Here is a 19,543-nt window from a genome sequence, read left to right as displayed (position 1 = left end):
ACGGATCTGATTTATCCTAACTCAAACTAATTTTAATTAGGATAATAATTTATGAAGCACCCGCTTATATTAGCCTCAAGCTCACCATTTAGGCAGTCTTTATTGCAAAAATTTAATCTGCCCTTTAGTACTTTTTCGCCAGATATTGACGAAACCGCCTTATTAAACGAAACCCCTGAGCAACTAGTAAAGCGCTTAAGCGAGAACAAAGCACGCGCCGCACGTAAACATTTTGACCTAGGTTTAGCTATTGGCTCTGATCAAGTTGCTGTGTTTAACGGGCAAATACTTGGTAAACCTCATAATAAAGAAAACGCCATAAAACAGCTTTCCCTATTTAGTGGTCAAACAGTTACGTTTTTAACCGGCCTATGTGTTTACGATATTGTTAGCGATAAAGCAAAAACATTAATCGAACCATTTGAAGTGGTATTTAGAACGCTTACTCTAGAGCAAATTGAAGCCTATTGCGATGCGGAGCAGCCCTATAACTGTGCTGGGAGCTTTAAAAGTGAGGGGTTAGGAATTTGTTTATTTGAAAAGTTAAACGGGGACGATCCAAATAGTTTAATAGGCTTGCCGCTGATTAAACTCAGCCAGCTATTAGCTGAGTTTAATCTTGATATACTTAGCGAGCAACCAACAGCTTAACCAACTAAAATACGTTGCAACTGTTGGTAATTATTAACGGTTGCAACAGGGGTAAATTCGTTTAACTGCTGCGCATTATGGACCCCCATGGTAACACCTAACCTATCCATACCCGCAGCTTTTGCCATTGCCATGTCTATTTTTGTATCGCCAATCATAAGCGCATCATCTACATTAATTCTCAACTCATCTAAAAGTTGGTAGAGCATGTCGGGAGATGGCTTAGACTGCGCTTCACAGCTGGTACGGCTTGCACTAAAAAATTCGCGCAACTGGCTTTTATCAAGCAAACGCTCTAACCCCGCGCGCCCTTTACCGGTGGCAATCGCTAAAATCACACCTTGTGCTTTTAATGTACTTAGTACATTTTCTACATTATCAAATACAGGTGTTGGGGTAGTATCAATACGGTATTGTTGTTTATAGCCGTTAATTAATGCGGGATGCTGCGCTACGTCGTCAGGAAATAGTACCTCAATAGCAAGTTCAAGCGACATACCAATAATATTTTTAATTGCTGTGTCGCTAGGCGGCTCAATATTAAGCGCCAGCGCACTGTGACGAATGCAATTAACAATTTTGCTAATTGAGTCCATAACAGTGCCATCCCAATCAAAAATAACCAGTTTATACTTTTTTAATTCAGCGGTGGTCATTACGCTTTAGCATCTCTTAATTTTAAAATACAATTTTTGAGTGCGTTATCAAGCGGTGCTTCTACACGCATGGTGGTTTCGTTTTTAGGGTGATAAAAGCTTAAATCGTGAGCGTGTAAAAATAAGCGATTTAAACCAATTTTACGCATTGATTCATCAAAACCTTGGTCGCCGTATTTATCATCGCACGCAATAGGATGACCTTTACACTGCGTATGAACACGAATTTGGTGAGTGCGTCCTGTTACAGGAGAAGCTTGCACTAATGAACACGCGTTAAAACGTTCCAGTACTCTAAAGCGAGTATGTGAAGGTTTACCTTCGTTATTGTCTACACGCACCACGCGCTCGCCCGACTTGAGCGTGTTTTTACGCAGCCCTTCGGTCACATTTTTAACCGATGAATCCCACTGCCCTGTTACCAATGCCCAGTAGTTTTTTTCCATGGTTTTTTCGCGTAGTTGTTCATGCAGCGCAGTGAGCACTGAGCGACGCTTTGAAATTAATAAACAACCTGATGTATCTCTATCAAGCCTATGTACTAGTTCTAAATTACGCTCTTCTGGGCGTAATACGCGCAATGCCTCTATTAAGCCATAGCTTAAGCCGCTGCCGCCGTGTACAGCCATACCAGAGGGTTTATTAATAACAATAAGGTACTTATCTTCAAATAGAATTGCGTCTTCTAACTGTTTTACTTTATCTAGCTTTTTAGGCACAAACTCTTCGCGCTCTGCTACTTTTATGGGCGGAATACGCACGACATCATCAAGCTGTAATTTGTAAACTGGCTTAATACGCTTTTTATTAACGCGGACCTCGCCTTTGCGTAAAATTTTATAAACAGCGCTTTTAGGCACCCCTTTTAAATGGGTAATAAGAAAGTTATCAATACGCTGACCCAAATGGTCTTCGTTGATTGTGACAAAAGTTACTTGTAAGCCGGTTTTTTCTGACATTGCCTAATCACTGATTTAAGTAAAATAATTTAGTTGCTAACACGGTTATAATAGTGGGATAATCAGCAGCGCAAATATTTAGTATTTGCAAAATAACAACGGTGCTTTTTAACACATTAAAACATTCGTGATGCACATTCTGGGTAGCCGATCATACAGATCCGAGTTAAGTTTTCCAAAGCTTTTATGCCTACTCAGTTAACACGTGCGCTCAACTAACAGTAATGCGCGTAATATATTACTGGTTAAGTTTGAACATGAATTAACATTTAATGTAAAAATAAAAGCAATGAACAAATAATTTGTTTGATAGTGACGACGTAAATACGTTGTTCAGCATTTGCTCACATGTAGTACCGTACAGCAGCTTATTTAGAACTAAAAATCTAGCAAATAAGCGTTTATTAACATTCGGCAGCGAACTTTGCTCGTAAGTGTATAAAAAAATACTCATCGTATTTAAGCAGCTTAACGAGCCCTACGCGCCTAACATAAACGTACTAAAAAGATTGATATGACAGGCCAACTTCTGGGTAAAACTTGTAAACGAGCTTAATAGCCGACAGTTTTAGCACCACAAAGAATTTAATAACGTAAGCGTACGTTATTGTTAGCCAGCATTTAAAAAATACTGCGTACACATTACAGAGCGTTCCGTTACAGACCCAGTCGTGAGGCTGCACATTCTAAAAAAGGAACAACTGAACAGGCGAACACGTTTCGTCATGTCAGCGACATAAATAAGTAGAGTAACAATATGAAACGTATGCTAATCAATGCGACGCAGCAAGAAGAAATGCGCGTAGCACTGGTTGACGGCCAGCGCCTATATGATTTAGATATAGAAAGCCCAGGTCACGAACAGAAAAAAGCCAATATTTACAAAGGCAAAATCACACGCATTGAACCCTCTTTAGAAGCGGCATTTGTAGATTACGGCGCCGATCGCCATGGTTTCCTTCCTTTAAAAGAAATTGCCCGTACTTACTTCCCACAAGGTTACACTTTTCATGGTCGCCCTAACATTCGCGACGTGATTAAAGAAGGTCAAGAAGTAATTGTACAAGTAGATAAAGAAGAGCGCGGCCAAAAAGGCGCAGCCCTTACTACTTTTATCAGCGTAGCGGGTAGTTACTTAGTGCTTATGCCAAATAACCCTCGTGCAGGCGGCATTTCTCGTCGTATTGAGGGTGATGAGCGTACCGACCTTAAAGAGGCGTTAAGCCGCTTAGAGTTACCTAAAGGCATGGGGCTAATTGTACGTACCGCAGGTGTTGGCAAATCATTTGAAGAATTAAATTACGATTTAAAAGCGCTTTTAGTTCATTGGGATGCAATTCAACAAGCAGCCGACAGTGCTAAAGCACCGTTTTTGATTCACCAAGAAAGCAACGTAATTTTCCGCGCAATTCGCGATTATTTACGTCGTGACATTGGCGAAATCTTAATTGATAAACCCCGTGTATTTGAAGAAGCTAAAGCGCACATTGAGCGTTTTCGCCCTGACTTTATGAGCCGTGTAAAGTTGTATCAAGGCGACACGCCATTGTTTACGCATTACCAAATTGAAAGCCAAATTGAGTCTGCGTTCCAACGTGAAGTGCGTTTGCCTTCAGGTGGTTCAATTGTAATTGACCCAACAGAAGCGCTTACCTCTATTGATATCAACTCGTCTAAAGCAACTAAAGGCGGTGATATTGAAGAAACAGCACTAAATACTAACTTAGAAGCGGCTGATGAAATTGCCCGTCAATTACGTCTTCGTGACTTAGGTGGCTTAATAGTTATCGACTTTATCGATATGACACCGCCGCGCCATCAACGTGAAGTAGAAAACCGCTTAAAAGATGCGGCTCGCCCAGATCGTGCGCGCGTACAAATTGGTAAAATTTCACGCTTTGGTTTACTTGAAATGTCGCGCCAACGTTTGCGCCCATCACTAGGTGAAGCAAGTCAAGGCCCATGCCCACGTTGTAGCGGTCAGGGAACTATTCGTTCTAACGAATCAATCGCCCTTTCTATTCTGCGTTTAATTGAAGAAGAAGCAATTAAAGACAACACTGCACAAGTCAATGCCCAAGTGCCAGTTGCTGTTGCTGCTTATTTGTTAAACGAGCAGCGCAGAAGTGTTCATCGTATTGAAAAGCATCACAAATGTGATGTTGTGATTATTCCTAATCAGCACATGGAAACACCTCACTACGAAGTAATGCGTTTACGTAAAGACGAAACACTGGAAACAGTAAGTTACGATCAAGTAGTTGCACCTGAGCCAGAGTCGTTCGAAATGGCTAAACCAGCAGCTGCGCCTGTACGTGAAGAGCCGATGCTTAAAGGTGTTGTTATGCCTTCAACGCCAGCGCCACAAGCTAAAGTAGACAAACCAGCAGCGCCAGTAGCTGTACCTAAGGTTGAAGGTGGCCTATTGGCTGCTATTGGTAATTGGTTTAAGTCTTTATTTGCTGGTGAAAGCGAAGAAGAAAAGCAAGCAAAAGAAAAAGCTGAGCAAGAAAAGCAACAACAAACGCGTAATAACAATCGCCGTGGTAACAGTGACAATCGCCGCCGTAATAACAACCAACGTCGCCGTAATAACTCACGCTCAAAACCTCGTGGTGAACGCCCTAGTGAAGAAGAAGTGAAAACTGATTCTACCGCGAACGAAAGCCAAGAGAAAAACGAGAACCGCAACAAGCGTCGTCGTAATCCTAACTCGCGTAAGCGCAACGATAACCGTAATAACGACAATCGTAATGCAGACAAAGAGCAAGTTAAAACAGACGCTAAAGCGAATGAAACTGAGGCAAAACAAAGTACTGAGCCTAAAGAGCAAAAACCAAAGGTTCGCCGTCAACGTCGTAATGTTCGTAAAAAAGTACGTATTCAAGATGAAAATACTGAGCAAGTAAAAGCATCTGATACGCCTGAGCAAGCGCAGCAAAGCACTGAAACAGCAAAAGTAGAGCAACCTAAAGCGCAAGAACAAGCGCCTACGGCAAAGCAAGTTACAAATGAGCAAAAGTCAGAGCAAACAAAACCTGAACCGGTAAAAGAGCAAGCACCAAAGACACAAGCTGAGCAAGAAGAAAAGCCGGCAGCTGCAGCGTCAACCGACCAAGCAAACTCTGAAGATGAGCAAGGACAAACACGCACGCGTTCGCGCCGTTCTCCTCGCCACCTTCGCGCTTCGGGTCAGCGTCGTCGTCGCCCTGAGCAAGGTGAAGCTACAGAAGAAAAGTCAGATGAAGCACCTGTATTTGTACCAGTAGCTGACCAAGCTGCGGCAGAGTACGAGGCCGAGCTAAAAGCAAAAGCTGAACAGCCAACCTCAAACGATGCTTCAGAAAATGTTGAGCAAGCGTTAGCTGTAGAAGACTTAGCTAAAGTTGAAGCTGCTCCTAAAGCAGAGCAAACAACAGCAAATGACGATGCAGTGCAAACTGTTGACCCAGAAACAGCGGAAGAGCCAGTTGTTGTTACTGAACAACCTATTTCAGCGCCTGAACCTGTTAAATCAGAAGCAGCAGTAGCTGAGCAACCAGCAACTCCAGAGCCTGTAAAAGCAGAACCTGAAGTAGCCGAGCAACCAGTAGCTCCTGAGTCTGTAAAAGCAGAACCGGAAGTAGCTGAGCAACCAGCAATTCCAGAGCCTGTAAAAGCAGAACCTGAAGTAGCTGAGCAACCAGTAGCTCCAGAGCCTGTGGAAGCAGAACCTGAAGTAGCTGAGCAACCAGCAACTCCAGAGCCTGTAAAAGCAGAAGCTGAAGTAACTGAGCAACCAGTAGCTCAAGAGCCTGTAAAAGCAGAAGCTGAAGTAACTGAGCAACCAGTAGCTCAAGAGCCTGTAAAAGCAGAAGCTGAAGTAACTGAGCAACCAGTAGCTCAAGAGCCTGTAAAAGCAGAACCTGAAGTAGCTGAGCAAGTTGAGACTGAAAGTGCACCTGCAAAAGATGCCAATGCAAAAACGGTTATCACCAAAGGCGCGGCAAGTGCACCAATGGCACAACCGACTCCAGTTGCTGATAGCGACGTAAAGCATACATCAGTTGCTATGGCACACGATAAGCGTGAGCTAGTGCCTGATAGTGGCTTACGTGCGGGTTCAATTAAACCAGCTGGTCGTGCGAGTTCTGCAATGACTAAAACAATGAGCGCTGAGTAACCCTTAGCCTTATTAAAAAGCCGCGCTATGTAAAAATAGCGCGGCTTTTTTGTTTTAATACCTGGCTTGTCCTGAAATGTATTTTCTCAATTGCTCCTCTTTCGCTTCTCTTTGTGCGGTAATCCGTCCAAAAGTAAACCGAAGCGTTGCTTCTCGCCTAAGCAAACTTTATGACTCCAGCCGAACTTCAACACCGTGAATAATATTAACTTGTAGGCGCACAACTTGTTAGCGTGCCGGGCAAAGCCCGTAATAAACGCATATTCACAAAGAGGATAAGAGGCGCTGCGCTTTTAGAGAAGAAATGAAAAAATAATTGTTTAAATTGGTGTTGTTTTCTCATTTTATTCTCATTCACTTCTCTTTGTGCAGTAGATCTTTATTAGCAAAAATAAACAACTACGTTGCTTCTCGCGTGAGCAAGCTTCACGCCTACAGCTACATTAGCACCAGTATAAACTCTATCGTGTGGACGCATAGCTTGTTAGCGTGCCGGGCAAAGCCCGTAATAAACGCATATTCACAAAGAGGATTAGAGGCACTGTGCTTTCGAGCATTAATAAAACTAAATTACAGGCAATAAAAAAGCGCGATATAAATATCGCGCTCTTAAATCTGCTTTAGATCAAATAAGTTTACTCGCTTTTATCTTCCATAAAGCGTTGTAATTGATCTTTTAAGTTAGGCGGAACGCCTTTAATAACCAGTGTATCGGTCGCTTCATTGTAAGTTACACGCTCACCTAAATGTTTACGTTCAAAACTGACACTTACACCGCCTCCTAAGCCCGAGAACTTAACCATACTGGTCACCGTTTTTTTATCGACCGGGAAGGACTCTTCTAAGTCATAGCTTTGCTCTTTACAAAAACTATCGAACGGACTGTCATCGCCCTTAGTGAGTGTTGCCGAAAGCTCACTTACGCTTGCATCTTCACCCGTGGTTACGCAGTCGTTACAGTAATCAAATACTTGCTTACGTAGTTCGTCTTTTTCTGTTTTATCAAATTCCTGCTCAGATAAATAATCTTCAACAGCGCTAAGCATCACTTGGCTTTGTTGTTTAGGGTCTATGCCCTCTTCACACCCTAGAAAGTCTAAGAAAAAGTCTGCTACTTTTCGCCCTGCTCGCCCTTTAATAAACGAGATATAGCGGTTATCGTCAGCTTGTGTGTCCCATGCGGTTAAATCAATACGAGCTGCTAATTGCATGCGCGATATATCTAAGTGGCGCGATGCTGCTAAATCAAGCTCAGAGGTCATGCTGTAGTGCTCTTTTATGTTGATCATGGCAATTAGCATGTAATCAGTAGCCACATACTGATAATGACAAAATACTAAGTAACCCGTTTCGCTAAAGGCGTATTTGTCTAACTCTTCTTTTAAAACAGTGGATGCTTGCTCGGTCATGTGCCAAAAGCCTAGCTCGTCATTGCGATAGCTTTGCATTGCCGATGCGACAACACTGTTTTTATCACCACTGAATGCACAGTAGCCTTTGCCTGGCTTACCATTGTATGCATGATGCAGTTGTTCGATAAAAACAGCGACTTTATCGTTTATCACCATTTCATCGTTTCGTAGGTGAATTTGCGTATCGTCGTCTTTTTTGTCTACATAATGAACGACTAATTTTTTAACGTCTGTTGTCATCTTTGTTTTTCACGCCTCTGGTGTTAAAATACGAGAATATAACTCTTTTATTGAACCAACTGATGCCAATCTTATCAAAATACTCTAATGAAGAAGTAGAACAAATCGTCGATCAGCTCATTGATGTGCTAACGCAACATAATGCGCCGGTTGATTTAAGCCTTATGTGTTTAGGAAATTCTATCACGCATATCCTAAAAGAGCATGTACCTGCAGGGAAAAGACAAGCCGTAACTGAGAACTTTGCTAAAGCACTTGCTCAGTCGGTTAAATAAATTATATGAATTTATCGCAGCACAATCAGTTTTCGTCTAAAGCGAGTCAGTTATTAAGTTGGGGCCACTGGTTCACTTTTGCAAATATTGGTTTAGCGCTTTTTATTAGCCTAAGCTTTTTATTTGCAGATTCACCGCCTACTAGCTTTATGGGCATTACCTATATGTTAGTGACATGGTTAAGCCATACGAGCTTTATCGCTTTTTTAGCATTTGTGCTGACGGTATTTCCTTTAAGCTTAGTATTTCCTTATCCTCGTCATATCCGCGGTATGGCTGCTGTTATTGCAACACTTGGGGCGTCTATTTTAACGCTTGATGCATATGTATACGTTAATTTGGGCTATCACTTAAGCTCTTCTGCGCTACCGGAAATTATTTCCTTATTGTGGCATCGCCTTACTAGCTCGCCGGCCCTCACTACATTGTTAGCTGGGGGGATTGTTTTACTCATTTTAGGCTTTCAGCTAGTTGTAAGTAACTATACTTGGCAGCACTTAGCACGTTTAAAACAACTTAAATTTGCCCGTTTTGCCAGCTCGTTTTTAGTGCTTTGTTTTGCACTTAGCCACAGTATTCACATTTGGGCAGATGCAAATTTAAAATTTGATATAACAAAGCAAGATAACGTTTTACCATTGTCGTACCCTACGACCGCTAAAAGCTTATTAGCAAAAAATGATTTGCTCGATATTGAAAGCTATAAGCAAGCTCACAATGTTAGAATTAATAACCAAAACGTTAATTATCAAATACCTGCGCCGCTACAAAAATGTGAAGATTACACTGAGCAGCAAGTAGACATTTTTGTATTTGATACCAACGAGCAGTTAAGTCGTTTTGTTGCTAAGCATAAAAACTTACATAAAACAGATCAGTTTTTACAGCCAACACACCATGGCGATAGCTTATTTAGTTTAGTGTATGGCTTACCTTCTTTTTATAAAATGGCTATTTTATCAGAGCAAACCTTACCTGCGTGGCAAAGTCAGCGCAGAAGTATAGAACTTGCTGGCATTGAAAAGCTAAACTTTATAAACGATCAAGCGCATTCAAACAGTGCAATCAAAATCTTTAAAGGTGAAGATAACCCGTCTCCTCGCAGTGACGACACCCATATTTTTGCGTTTAGCTTAGCTAATAATAGTTCGGAAGTAGTTACATCATCGGTGTTATACAGCTCTGATAAGCGAATAGCCAAGGTAGATGGACTTATTCAACCCAGTGACATTATTGCAACCAGTGTAGGCCAATACTTAAACTGTAAGTCTGTGGTTAAACAAACCATGCTAGGTGAAAACCTGTATAAGAAAAAAACAGACACTGGCGTGAATTACTCTCAAGGCGTAGTTATTGCTTACAAAAAAGATAGAATTACACTAATAGATTCAGACGGTAACTATAAAAACATATCTGCCGCTGAAGGTTTTTCTATTGAGCAAAGTCTCGATATCCCGTTTTTAGTACAAAGTATTAAAAAGCTAAAAACCTACACACAATAGCTCTATCCCTTAACCTAGCTTGCTATAACACCAAGCTAGGTTATATTTACTAAACCACAGTAAACGCTCAGGGATGAACACAATGCAAAAACACACACTTTTTTTATGCGCTTTAATGGTATGTTCGCTTTCTTTGCATGCGCAAAATGCCACAACTTACTATAAATGCGTTACACAAAACGGCACTACCTTTTCGCAATTCCCTTGTAACGATAACGCTACCGCCTACACAATTAATACAGTATCTGGAATTAATACTGCACCGGCGCAAGATTACACCAAAGAGCTAAACGCATTAGAGCGCGAACGGATTGTGCTTGATCTGCAAGCTGAGCTGAGAAGTAATACTAATAAATTAGCGATTATAAAACGTAAAAAAGACCGCGCAGAATACAACCAACAACAGCGCCTTAATCGCATTTTAGATGACGAGGACAAAAAGTTAATTAGCAAAGATATTACCAAGCAATTAAAAATAATAAATAAAGATCATAAAAAGCAAACCACCGAAATTGAAAAGCGCATTAAAAAGTTAGAGAAAAAAATAGCCTCTTACCAATAACGTGGCTTTTGCCATCACACGTAATTATGCGTTAAGCTCAAAGTATAAAAACTGAGAATATTTATCTTGGTTTTAATCTAAAAATAACATAACCTTAACAACTATAGAGTTTGAGCTCTAACGTGTATAACGTATCAGCACCACAACAAATATAAAACCGCTGTATTATACCAATCCGCAATAATACTTAATCATTTTTAGGGGCTAAACGTGTCGCTATCTGTGTTAAAAAATTCTCATTTAGAACAACTAAATAGCGAATTTTTTGCCTTGCTATCAACACGCTTTTCCATCATAAAAATAGATCACTTAATTATGCGGATTGGTACTAAAACGTTATATGCACTTTTTTAAGGAGTGTTTATGCAACCGCGCCATATAGCTGAATTAATTTTAACGGGTTTTAAAAAGCATTATCAGCTGTTTCAAAAAACCACAGCAAAAGCACCGCTTGCTTTTGCAAACCGCGATTGGCAGCATATTAATGAAATTAGTAAACTGCGTATTAGTTATTACGATGACAGAGTAAACGAAACCACTAAAGCATTAAAACACGCACAGCTAACCGAACAACTAAATGAGCAGCTTTGGCTTGAAGTGAAAAAACTGTACCAACGTTTTTTATGCTTTCATCCTCAAGCTGAACTTGCCGAAACGTTTTATAACTCAGTATTTTGCCGTTTGTACCACAGGCGCTATTTTCATAATGACTTTATATTTGTACAAGCCACATTAAAAGATGCCCCTGCTATTCCTGTTGAGGCAGAGTACCGTAGCTACTTTCCTGTTGTTGATGGTTTAAAGCCCACTATAAAGCGCATTATTGAGCATTTTGATTTTAAAGCCCCGTTTGTAAATTTAGAGCGCGATATACGTTTGCTCGTGAAAGCATTTTACAAGCAAGCGCCCGATACTCATCACCAGCCTTGGCAAATGCGCTTTGATATTTTGCACGCGCCTTTTTATCGTAATAAAGCAGCTTACATAGTCGGCCGAGTGGTCTCTCAAAGCGGTGTGCAGCCCTTTATTATTGCCGTATTACACCATGAAGATAAAGGCTTATACCTCGATGCACTATTAACAAAGTCTTCGCAAATGCGGGTTATTTTTGGCTTTGCACGCGCTTATTTTATGGTTGAAACCCACGCCCCTTCAGCTATGGTTCGATTTTTAAATCAACTTATGCCAAATAAAACACTCGCAGAGCTATACAATGCCATCGGGTTTCATAAACAAGGTAAGACTGAGTTTTACCGTGAATTTTTGCATCACTTGTCTCACTCAGACGATGACTTTATCATAGCGCCAGGCACACCAGGTATGGTGATGATGGTATTTACGCTGCCCTCTTTTGGCTATGTATTTAAAATCATTAAAGATAAATTTGGCGAAAGTAAACCGTTTGGCCGCGATACCGTTCTGAAACGTTATCAACTAGTAAAAAGCCATGATCGGGTTGGCCGCATGGCCGACACCATAGAGTACTCTAACGTTGTGTTTCCTTTGGCACGCTTTGATAGTAATTTACTGGCGCAGCTACATAAAACCATTGGCTCATCGATGGTGATTGAAGGCGACTGGCTTATTATTAAGCACTTATACATTGAAAGGCGCATGACACCGCTAAATTTATTTTTAGAAAACGCCAGTGAAGAAAGTGCAGCCGATGCAATAGAAGAGTACGGCCAAGCACTTAAAGAAATGATTGCGGTAAATATATTCCCAGGCGATATGCTGCTTAAAAACTTTGGGGTAAGCAAACACAAACGCATTATTTTTTATGATTACGATGAAGTTCAATACCTAACAGATATGAACTTTAGGGCCTTACCTAAGGCCAAAAGCTATGACGATTACTTAACTGATGAACAAAGCTACTCGGTTGCACCGCAAGATGTTTTTCCTGAGCAACTGTGTACCTTTGTTATGCCAAACCCAAAATACAAACAGTTTTTGCTCAGTACACATCCCGAGCTTGTTGATGTTAACTATTGGAAGCAAGCTCAGCAAAATATAAAAAAGGGTCATGTTAGTCACATATACCCATACCCGACAGCACAACGCTTTATTCACCACTGGTAAGCGTTAAAGGACACACAATGAACATAAGTAAAATAGATTTAAATTTGCTGGTTTACCTCGACACCCTATTACGGGAGTGTAACGTAACCCGCGCCGCTAACCAGTTAAGTATTACTCAACCAGCTATGAGTAACGGCCTTAAGCGTTTAAGAAACTTGTTTAACGATCCAATTTTGGTACGCACCAGTGAAGGTATGGTGCCTACCGAGCGCGCTATAGAGCTACAACCTGTTATTCGCGGTATTTTAATGACCCTAGAAGAAACCCTTGCGCCAAATCGCGAATTTGAGGCAAGCCAAAGTAAACGTGTATTTAGAATAATGGCCAGTGACTACGCAGCCAGCACCTTAGCGCCAAAGCTTTTGAGTAAACTTCATGAAGAAGCGCCCGATACAACCTTAGATATACTCACGCCAAGTGATGTAACGTTTCATGATGTTGAAAATGGTAAAGTGGATATGGCCATTAACCGCTTTGAAAATTTACCGCAATCTTTTCATCATAAACGAATTTGGAAAGACAGCTTTTGTTGCTTAGTAAAAGCCGACAACCCAATTATTGAAAACTTTAGCCTAGATAGCTATTTAAAAGCCCGCCATATATGGGTAAGTAAAACCGGCTTTGGGGTTGGCGTAGGTATGGACCCTAAAGATGTACAAAAGCTAGGTTGGGTTGATGAAGCACTTGCCCACTTTGGTAAACACCGAAATATTGCCACGTTTACCCGTAATTACCACGTAGCCATTCATTTAGCCAAAGAGCAAAATTTAGTGGCAACCTTACCCTCAAAGGCTGCCAATATTTACTTAGATGATGCAGGCCTTAAAATTTTAGAGCCGCCATTTCCTATACCGCCTTTTGAGCTTGATATGATTTGGAGCCCTTTACTACACCGCGATGCAAGTCATATTTGGTTGCGTCAAAAAGTAGCCGAGGTGGCGGATGAGCTTAAATAACCTTATTACAAAAGCCATGTAAAATTTGCGAGGTTATTTTACTTTAAATAGCCTTGCAGCTTGAGAAATAATACAAAACTAAATAATTTCAATAGCTTAATATTAAAAATAAAACTGGAATGGCCTTTGCTCTATTTACTATGAAATTTAAATTCATGTATAGAGAGGTCATTATGAATACCCATCAAGGAACCGAAGCAACTCATATTACTGACATCATCCAAGTAATGAACAGTGGCATTGATTTTTATCAAAAAGCGCAAGAGAAAGTTGAAGACCCAGCCATTGGCGCATTATTTCAACGCATGATTGACGCACGAAAAGTAAGTGTTGAGCGCTTACAACCTTATGCAGTTAACGAAAAAGGTGAGCGTGAAGACGGCTCTTCTTTTGCTGTAGAAGCGCGCAGAGCATACACCGCCCTGCTCACTACCTTTAGCTCTGATAACGATAAAACATACGTTAAAGAGCTTGAAGAAGTAGAAGATAAAACTCTTGAAGAAATTAAAGCAGCTATGGACAAACCACAGCCCGCTGATTGTGAAGCTGCATTAGCTAAAACATTATTAACAATGCAAAGTTGCCATACAGAAATGAGCCGCATGCAAAAGCATTAAAAGTAACAGCTTAAACTACAACCCAGCTTTTTAGCTGGGTTTTTTTTGACTATTCAAATATAAGTCATGTAGTGAGCAAAACACGCCCCCTTACTCGGCTTCTACTTATTCTGATCATGTTGAAGCAACTATTAGCCCATTCACCCCCTAAAAAACACATTAACAATACAAATAATTAACTTTAATAGAATATTTATTTAACCACACACTATTTTTACTGTGCTAGTTTTAGTAATAGGTACCTAATTCCTTGCTGTGGCGCCGCAGCATTTAATTAACATAAGGTCCAATATGAAAAATAAAACAGCTCAAAATAATGCAGATGTAGATATGACACCAATGTTAGATATCGTATTCATTTTATTGATATTTTTTATTGTAACTACATCATTTATTAAACCTATAGCCATTGAAATACAACGACCTCTTGATAAACCCACCATCAATAAACAAACTAAAAGTGCTACTTTTAGTATTGATGAACATAATGCGGTGTATTTTTCTGGCAGGTTAATAGATTTAGAACAAATTACCAACAATCTTGCTATGTTTGCTGCTAAATACAAAGTAAGCGCTGTACTTATTAAGGCTCACGAAAACAGTAAACATAATACATTAATGAGAGTAATGGATAATATTAAAGAGTATGAAGATTACACTATTAGCTTAATATCTGAATAACGTAGTTATATACATTGATGGTAGACCAAAAAAAGGGCCTCACGGCCCTTTGAACTTAAATAACATAAGGGAGTGTTATTTATTAAAAGCGATATTCTGCACCTACGTAGTAGTATGCACCGTTAAAACCAAATGGTGCAGAGCGGCGAGAGTATTCAAATACACCATCGCTGCTTACAATTGTATTACCGTTAGCATCTACAATAGTGCCCGAACGTGAGTTACCAATGGTGTTTTTATCTGGGTATACGTCAAATAAGTTGTTTGCACCAATGTTTACAGATAAATCTTCGGTCACAAAATAGTTAACCTTAACGTCAGTTAAAATTTCTGCTCCGTAAGTTTGGCGGCCACCATCTTCTACTGTGTATTCACCAAAGCGGTTAAGTGAAAGGTTTACAGTCCAGTCACCACGCTGGTAAAGGGCACTTAAATTAATACGATCTTCTGGTTGCCACTCTTCAATAATTGAAATTTCTTGATCAGAAAAAACATCTTCTACCGGCACGGTTTCAAGCCCTGAGCCCGATGGCGTAAATAACGACACCACCTCAGTTTCTGTAAAGTTAGCCGCTAAAGTAAAATCAAGCGTGCCGCCTAAGCCCTCGGTATTCCAAGTCGCTACAAAATCAATACCTGAAGTTTCGGTGTCAGCACCATTTAAGAAAAACTGACCAGCACCAGCGCCTGAGCTGATTAATGCCGCATCTAGGCTTGAAGAAAGCCCTTTGCCTAAACGGTTACTAATTACTATGCGGTCGTCAATATCAATTGAGTAGTAATCTACAGTAACATTAATGTTGTCTGTTACGTTGTAGACAATACCTAAGCTGCGGTTTTGAGATTTTTCTTCTTTAAGTTTTGGAATACCTAAACTTTGCGCAAGGGTTGAATCGTTTCTGAATGTGCCTACCTCTTCGGCAACAAGCGAGCCGTCTTCAGCTACAACGAACTGCGTACTAATGTTGTTAAAGTATAGTTGCTGCATAGAAGGTGCTCTAAAGCCTGAGCTTAATGCACCACGCAGTGACACATCATCAGTTATTGCCCAGTTACCCGCAAGCTTAAAGTTTACCGTGTCGCCAAAGCCTTTGTAATTATCGTAACGCAGTGCGCCTGATAAAATGACATCTTCAATTAGGTAGGTTTCTGCATCAAGGTAAAACGAAATTACATCGCGCGACTCATCAACCGATGACGCCGGTGAAGAACCACCAAAACCTTGTGTGCCGCCGGAAGCATCTTCAGAGCCTACACCGCCACTTAAACCACTATAAATACTTACCCCATCAAGGGTGTCGTAATCACGATAAGCATATTCGCTGCCCTCTAAAATGCGGTATTCATCGGTACGAATTTCGGCGCCCATAGCCAGTGAGTAGTCATCAAAGTTTTGTGTAAAATCTATATTTATGGTTTGCAGTGATAGCTCCATGCCATAGGCATAAGCTTCACGCGGGATAGTGCTGCGAATATCAGCGGCACTTAAACCTTGCTCGTAACGTAAAAAGTTAGCGTACGAGGCGTTAATAGTATCGCTTGTTGTGTAATCAATGCTGTTTTCACCGTAGGTGTACGATACATCTAAGCTCGCGTCGTTATCAAAATCGGTTTTGTAGCCAAAGTTGTAAGAAATATCATCAATGGTAGTATTAATTTTAGGTAAAAAGCCCAGCGGGATAGTTGCATCGTTATCTTGTAAAACCGGGTTACCACCTGCATTTGCATTATGGCGGAAAAACGCTGCTGATTCGTTATCGCGCGTTGAATACGTAATAAAGCCGTAAAGCTCGCCATCACCCAATTCATAACCGGTATTAACAGTTAAGCCAAACTGCTGCGAGTCAGCATCACCAATTCTAAAGGTATCTCTATCTGCGGTCAGTTCACGTGGATCGCCTGCCAATAAAGTACCGTCGCTAAGCTCCGTACAGCCATAAAACTGACACGAGCCGTGCAAACCTGCGCGGTTAGTAGGCGAGCGGTCGCGGTAGTTAAGTGTGGCATTTAAGTAGCCGCTATCGCCTAGGGCAAATCCTTTATTAAAATCTACATTTACGGTTTCGCCATCGCCCTCTGAGTACTCGCCGTAATTAATTGCAGCCTTGCCGCCTTCGCTGCCATCTTTTAGTACAATATTAATAACACCGGCAATTGCATCTGAGCCGTATTGCGCTGCTGCACCGTCTCGTAATACTTCTATACGTTTAATAGCAGAGGCTGGAATAGCGTTCATATCGGTACCTGCGGTACCACGCCCTACTGAGGTATTAATATGAATAATACTTGCCTGATGGCGGCGCTTACCATTAATTAGCACCAATGTTTGGTCAGGCCCTAAGCCACGCAGTGTTGCAGGTCGTAAGGCATCAGTGCCATCACTGATTGACGAGCTTGAAAAGTTAAATGAAGGCGCAATAGATTGCAACATACGGCCAACTTCAGTCTGGCCTGTGTTTTCAAGTGCTTCAGCACTTAAAATATCAACGGGTACGGGTAAGTCTTCTACTGAGCGCCCTGCTACGCGGCTACCTACAATAGCAATTTTTTCTATTTTCTCTTGTGCAACATCCTCTGCTGCATTCACACCGTGTGAATTTGCTGCAAGTAATGCTGGTAATACAGCTGCACTAACCCCTGAAAGCTTCATCATGTTGTTATCTTTCCTATTGATTTGTTTGAGTTTTATACTCAGTAAACCATTTTGATCAACAACCGCATCGAGCTCGGTCCCAGTTAATAATGCTTGCAGTGCATCTAGTTGGGTATAAAAACCATAAACCGAATTTGCTTGGTAATTTTTTGCCAACTCATAAGAAAACATCACGGTTTGCTCTGTTTGTTTAGCAAATTCTATTAAGGCTTTGTCTGCTCGCTGCGCTTGAATATCAAATTGCACCATTTGCCCAGTGGTCTGTGTTGCCCCTTGCACACTCATGCTAAAAATAGCCGGAGCAAGTAAACTTAAACCACTAAATAAGTGCGTTTGGTTACTGCGCAATTTATATAAACAGCTGACAAACAAAATTCCTCTATAGTTTTTTATCTTTTTTTTAAAGTTTTTTTTACCTATAACATTTAAAGATGCAACTTCACCTAACATTTGTTTGATATGCATAACATTTCTTATGATTTAGTTTGCTGTGTTAGGCTTACAATATGTTCACCTAAACGCTTATGCTCAATTGCAAAATTAGTTTGTAGACTCTCAAGCAGCCCTTCAACGTCACCTGCTTTAAACACACCTGCCACTTTTATGTTGGCAAGCCCAGCACTTGAAAGCTCAAAACGTGTAGAGGTGTAGCGGCTCACTTCATTTAACGCATCACTTAAATGCTCACCATTAAAAATTAACATGCCATTTTGCCATGCTAAATCACGCTGTACGTCATCCACTGAAAGCTGCGTAATAGGCTTGGTAATACTTTGTTCTATAATTGCTTTTTCGCCTGAGATAACAATATTAGCATTAATATTTCGTATTTTTTTAGCGTTATTGTCAGCCAATTGGTAGTCTTTAAAATCGTTAGCACTGACTGCAACACTTGGGTCGGTGATCATCACTTTGCCTTCAGTTACTACCAGCTCTAAATCAGAGGAAGTATTACGCTGCACATTAAATACAGTGCCCAAGGCGGTAAAGCTTTTATCGCCAGCCATTACACTAAATGGACGCGATGGATCTTTTGCTACATTAAAACGCCCTTCACCTTTGCTAAGCAACAGCTGTCGGCGACCTTTACTGTAAGCTACCTCTAACAGGCTATTGGTGTTTAATTGCACAATAGTGCCGTCTGGTAGCACATACGTGGCTTGCTCGCCCACCTTGGTAGTATAAATTTTGGTGTAATTTATTTTAGCCAGCTCTTCGTTGTAGCCGTTTTCTAGGTTAATTAATAAGTAACTACACACCATTAATGCTGCAAATAAGCTTGCGGCAATAGCACTTGAAAACGCCCAATGTTTTTTCTGCGGTTTAGTATTTTTATGTGGAAACAAACTGCTTAATTCGTTCAGTACGGCCAATTCATCCCACAGTTGCGCAAGTTCGTATATGGCATCTTGATGGGCGGTACTTTGCATCATCCACAGCTTAAATTGCTCTTTTTCATTTTCGCTTAAGCCTCTGTCAATTGCGCTGATCCACTGGCAGGCTTTTTCTAAAATTAAATCTTTTGAGGTAAATTGATGAACATTACTCATTTTGCCGCCCTCTCAATGGATAGAGCCGGATTACAGGCAGAATTTTTTGCCGAAGATTGATTATGATTTTGTTCATGTTCTTTCATGTATAACATGGTTTGTAATAAACCTTTGGCAATGTGTTTTTCTACTGTGCTTTCGCTTAATTGCATGTGTTGGGCGATTTCTTTTTGGCTCATACCGTAAACTTTTTTAAATATAAAACATTTACGGGTAGAAGAATTTAGTTGATCCGTTGCTCTACAAAAAAGTAAAAAACGCTCTTTTGAAGTGTATTCATCCTCAAGCTGTGAGGATTTAAGCAGCGGGGGTAATTCTGCATCGTGCTCTAACGAGTCACTAAACTTGTTATCCCACTTGGCTATATGATTAAGCGCTAAGTGTTTTGCTGTTTTAAGCATGTAGCTGCGCCTAAACTGAATATCTTGTTTTAAATCAGCTTCGTAGCTTTTAATAAAGGTTTCTTGCACAATGTCTTCTACGTCATCGGGCTGTACAATACGCGACACAAAGCGTTTTAACTGCTTAGTGATATCAACAAACGTTGATGTCATATTTACTTTGGTAGTCATCCTTAACATAGGC

Annotated in this window: 15 protein-coding genes; 9 read left to right on the top strand and 6 right to left on the bottom strand. The window is 40.7% G+C overall.

Annotation, left to right across the window (positions count from 1 at the left end; all coding sequences use genetic code 11):
* Nucleotides 1-51 precede the first annotated feature (51 nt).
* Complete coding sequence (locus tag QUE46_RS06885) at nt 52-651, top strand: nucleoside triphosphate pyrophosphatase (protein WP_286247075.1); 600 nt, start codon at nt 52-54, stop codon at nt 649-651.
* On the opposite strand, the gene QUE46_RS06880 is transcribed toward QUE46_RS06885, so the two are convergent.
* A complete protein-coding gene (locus tag QUE46_RS06880; RefSeq protein ID WP_286247074.1) occupies nt 648-1,307 on the bottom strand; it encodes an HAD-IA family hydrolase in 660 nt (219 codons plus the stop codon). The genes QUE46_RS06885 and QUE46_RS06880 overlap by 4 nt on opposite strands.
* Nucleotides 1,307-2,266 carry a 23S rRNA pseudouridine(955/2504/2580) synthase RluC gene (rluC, locus tag QUE46_RS06875; protein WP_286247072.1) on the bottom strand — a complete coding sequence of 320 codons (960 nt, stop codon included), beginning with the start codon at nt 2,264-2,266 and terminating at the stop codon, nt 1,307-1,309. Before rluC ends, QUE46_RS06880 begins: the two co-directional genes overlap by 1 nt.
* Nucleotides 2,267-3,023: 757 nt before the next feature.
* Between rluC and rne the strand changes: the two genes are divergently transcribed.
* A complete protein-coding gene (rne, locus tag QUE46_RS06870; protein WP_286247070.1) occupies nt 3,024-6,428 on the top strand; it encodes a ribonuclease E in 3,405 nt (1,134 codons plus the stop codon).
* Between the two features lie 635 nt (nt 6,429-7,063).
* On the opposite strand, the gene yejK is transcribed toward rne, so the two are convergent.
* On the bottom strand, nt 7,064-8,080 hold the full coding sequence (yejK, locus tag QUE46_RS06865; protein ID WP_286247068.1) for a nucleoid-associated protein YejK: 1,017 nt from the start codon (nt 8,078-8,080) through the stop codon (nt 7,064-7,066).
* Between the two features lie 62 nt (nt 8,081-8,142).
* On the opposite strand from yejK, the gene QUE46_RS06860 reads away from it, so the two are divergent.
* The 7 genes from QUE46_RS06860 to QUE46_RS06830 all read left to right on the top strand — a co-directional run bounded on the left by QUE46_RS06860 (nt 8,143) and on the right by QUE46_RS06830 (nt 14,755).
* Nucleotides 8,143-8,355 (top strand): DUF1414 domain-containing protein, encoded by a 213-nt coding sequence (locus QUE46_RS06860; protein WP_004588923.1) that lies wholly within the window; start codon nt 8,143-8,145, stop codon nt 8,353-8,355.
* Nucleotides 8,356-8,360: 5 nt separating this feature from the next.
* Nucleotides 8,361-9,857, top strand: coding sequence for a DUF3413 domain-containing protein (locus QUE46_RS06855; protein ID WP_286247065.1), 1,497 nt, complete (start codon nt 8,361-8,363; stop codon nt 9,855-9,857).
* An 82-nt stretch (nt 9,858-9,939) separates the two neighbouring features.
* The gene (locus QUE46_RS06850) at nt 9,940-10,419 is read left to right on the top strand and encodes a DUF4124 domain-containing protein (protein WP_286247063.1); all 480 of its coding nucleotides are present in this window, start codon (nt 9,940-9,942) and stop codon (nt 10,417-10,419) included.
* A 363-nt stretch (nt 10,420-10,782) separates the two neighbouring features.
* Nucleotides 10,783-12,501 carry a bifunctional isocitrate dehydrogenase kinase/phosphatase gene (gene aceK / locus QUE46_RS06845; RefSeq protein WP_286247059.1) on the top strand — a complete coding sequence of 573 codons (1,719 nt, stop codon included), beginning with the start codon at nt 10,783-10,785 and terminating at the stop codon, nt 12,499-12,501.
* 17 nt (nt 12,502-12,518) lie between these two features.
* On the top strand, nt 12,519-13,457 hold the full coding sequence (locus tag QUE46_RS06840) for a LysR family transcriptional regulator (RefSeq protein ID WP_024032602.1): 939 nt from the start codon (nt 12,519-12,521) through the stop codon (nt 13,455-13,457).
* 173 nt (nt 13,458-13,630) lie between these two features.
* Entirely contained in the window at nt 13,631-14,074 is a 444-nt protein-coding gene (locus QUE46_RS06835) for a PA2169 family four-helix-bundle protein (protein ID WP_055015648.1), read from the top strand.
* Nucleotides 14,075-14,365: 291 nt separating this feature from the next.
* A complete protein-coding gene (locus QUE46_RS06830; protein WP_138614249.1) occupies nt 14,366-14,755 on the top strand; it encodes a biopolymer transporter ExbD in 390 nt (129 codons plus the stop codon).
* Nucleotides 14,756-14,837: 82 nt separating this feature from the next.
* Here the strand turns inward: QUE46_RS06830 and QUE46_RS06825 are convergent, their stop codons facing one another.
* The 3 genes from QUE46_RS06825 to QUE46_RS06815 are packed head-to-tail and all read right to left on the bottom strand — an operon-like array spanning nt 14,838 to nt 19,530.
* Nucleotides 14,838-17,858: a TonB-dependent siderophore receptor gene (locus tag QUE46_RS06825; protein ID WP_286247694.1), complete on the bottom strand. Its 3,021-nt coding sequence runs from the start codon at nt 17,856-17,858 to the stop codon at nt 14,838-14,840.
* Between the two features lie 23 nt (nt 17,859-17,881).
* The gene (locus tag QUE46_RS06820) at nt 17,882-18,958 is read right to left on the bottom strand and encodes a FecR family protein (RefSeq protein ID WP_286247053.1); all 1,077 of its coding nucleotides are present in this window, start codon (nt 18,956-18,958) and stop codon (nt 17,882-17,884) included.
* A complete protein-coding gene (locus QUE46_RS06815; RefSeq protein WP_286247051.1) occupies nt 18,955-19,530 on the bottom strand; it encodes an RNA polymerase sigma factor in 576 nt (191 codons plus the stop codon). The genes QUE46_RS06820 and QUE46_RS06815 overlap by 4 nt, the downstream gene beginning before the upstream one ends.
* Nucleotides 19,531-19,543: the final 13 nt, after the last annotated feature.

The sequence above is a fragment of the Pseudoalteromonas sp. MM1 genome, from assembly GCF_030296835.1.
Taxonomy (GTDB): domain Bacteria; phylum Pseudomonadota; class Gammaproteobacteria; order Enterobacterales; family Alteromonadaceae; genus Pseudoalteromonas.
Note: the sequence above shows the minus strand (reverse complement) of the source record. Positions and strands in the feature narration are given on the sequence as shown.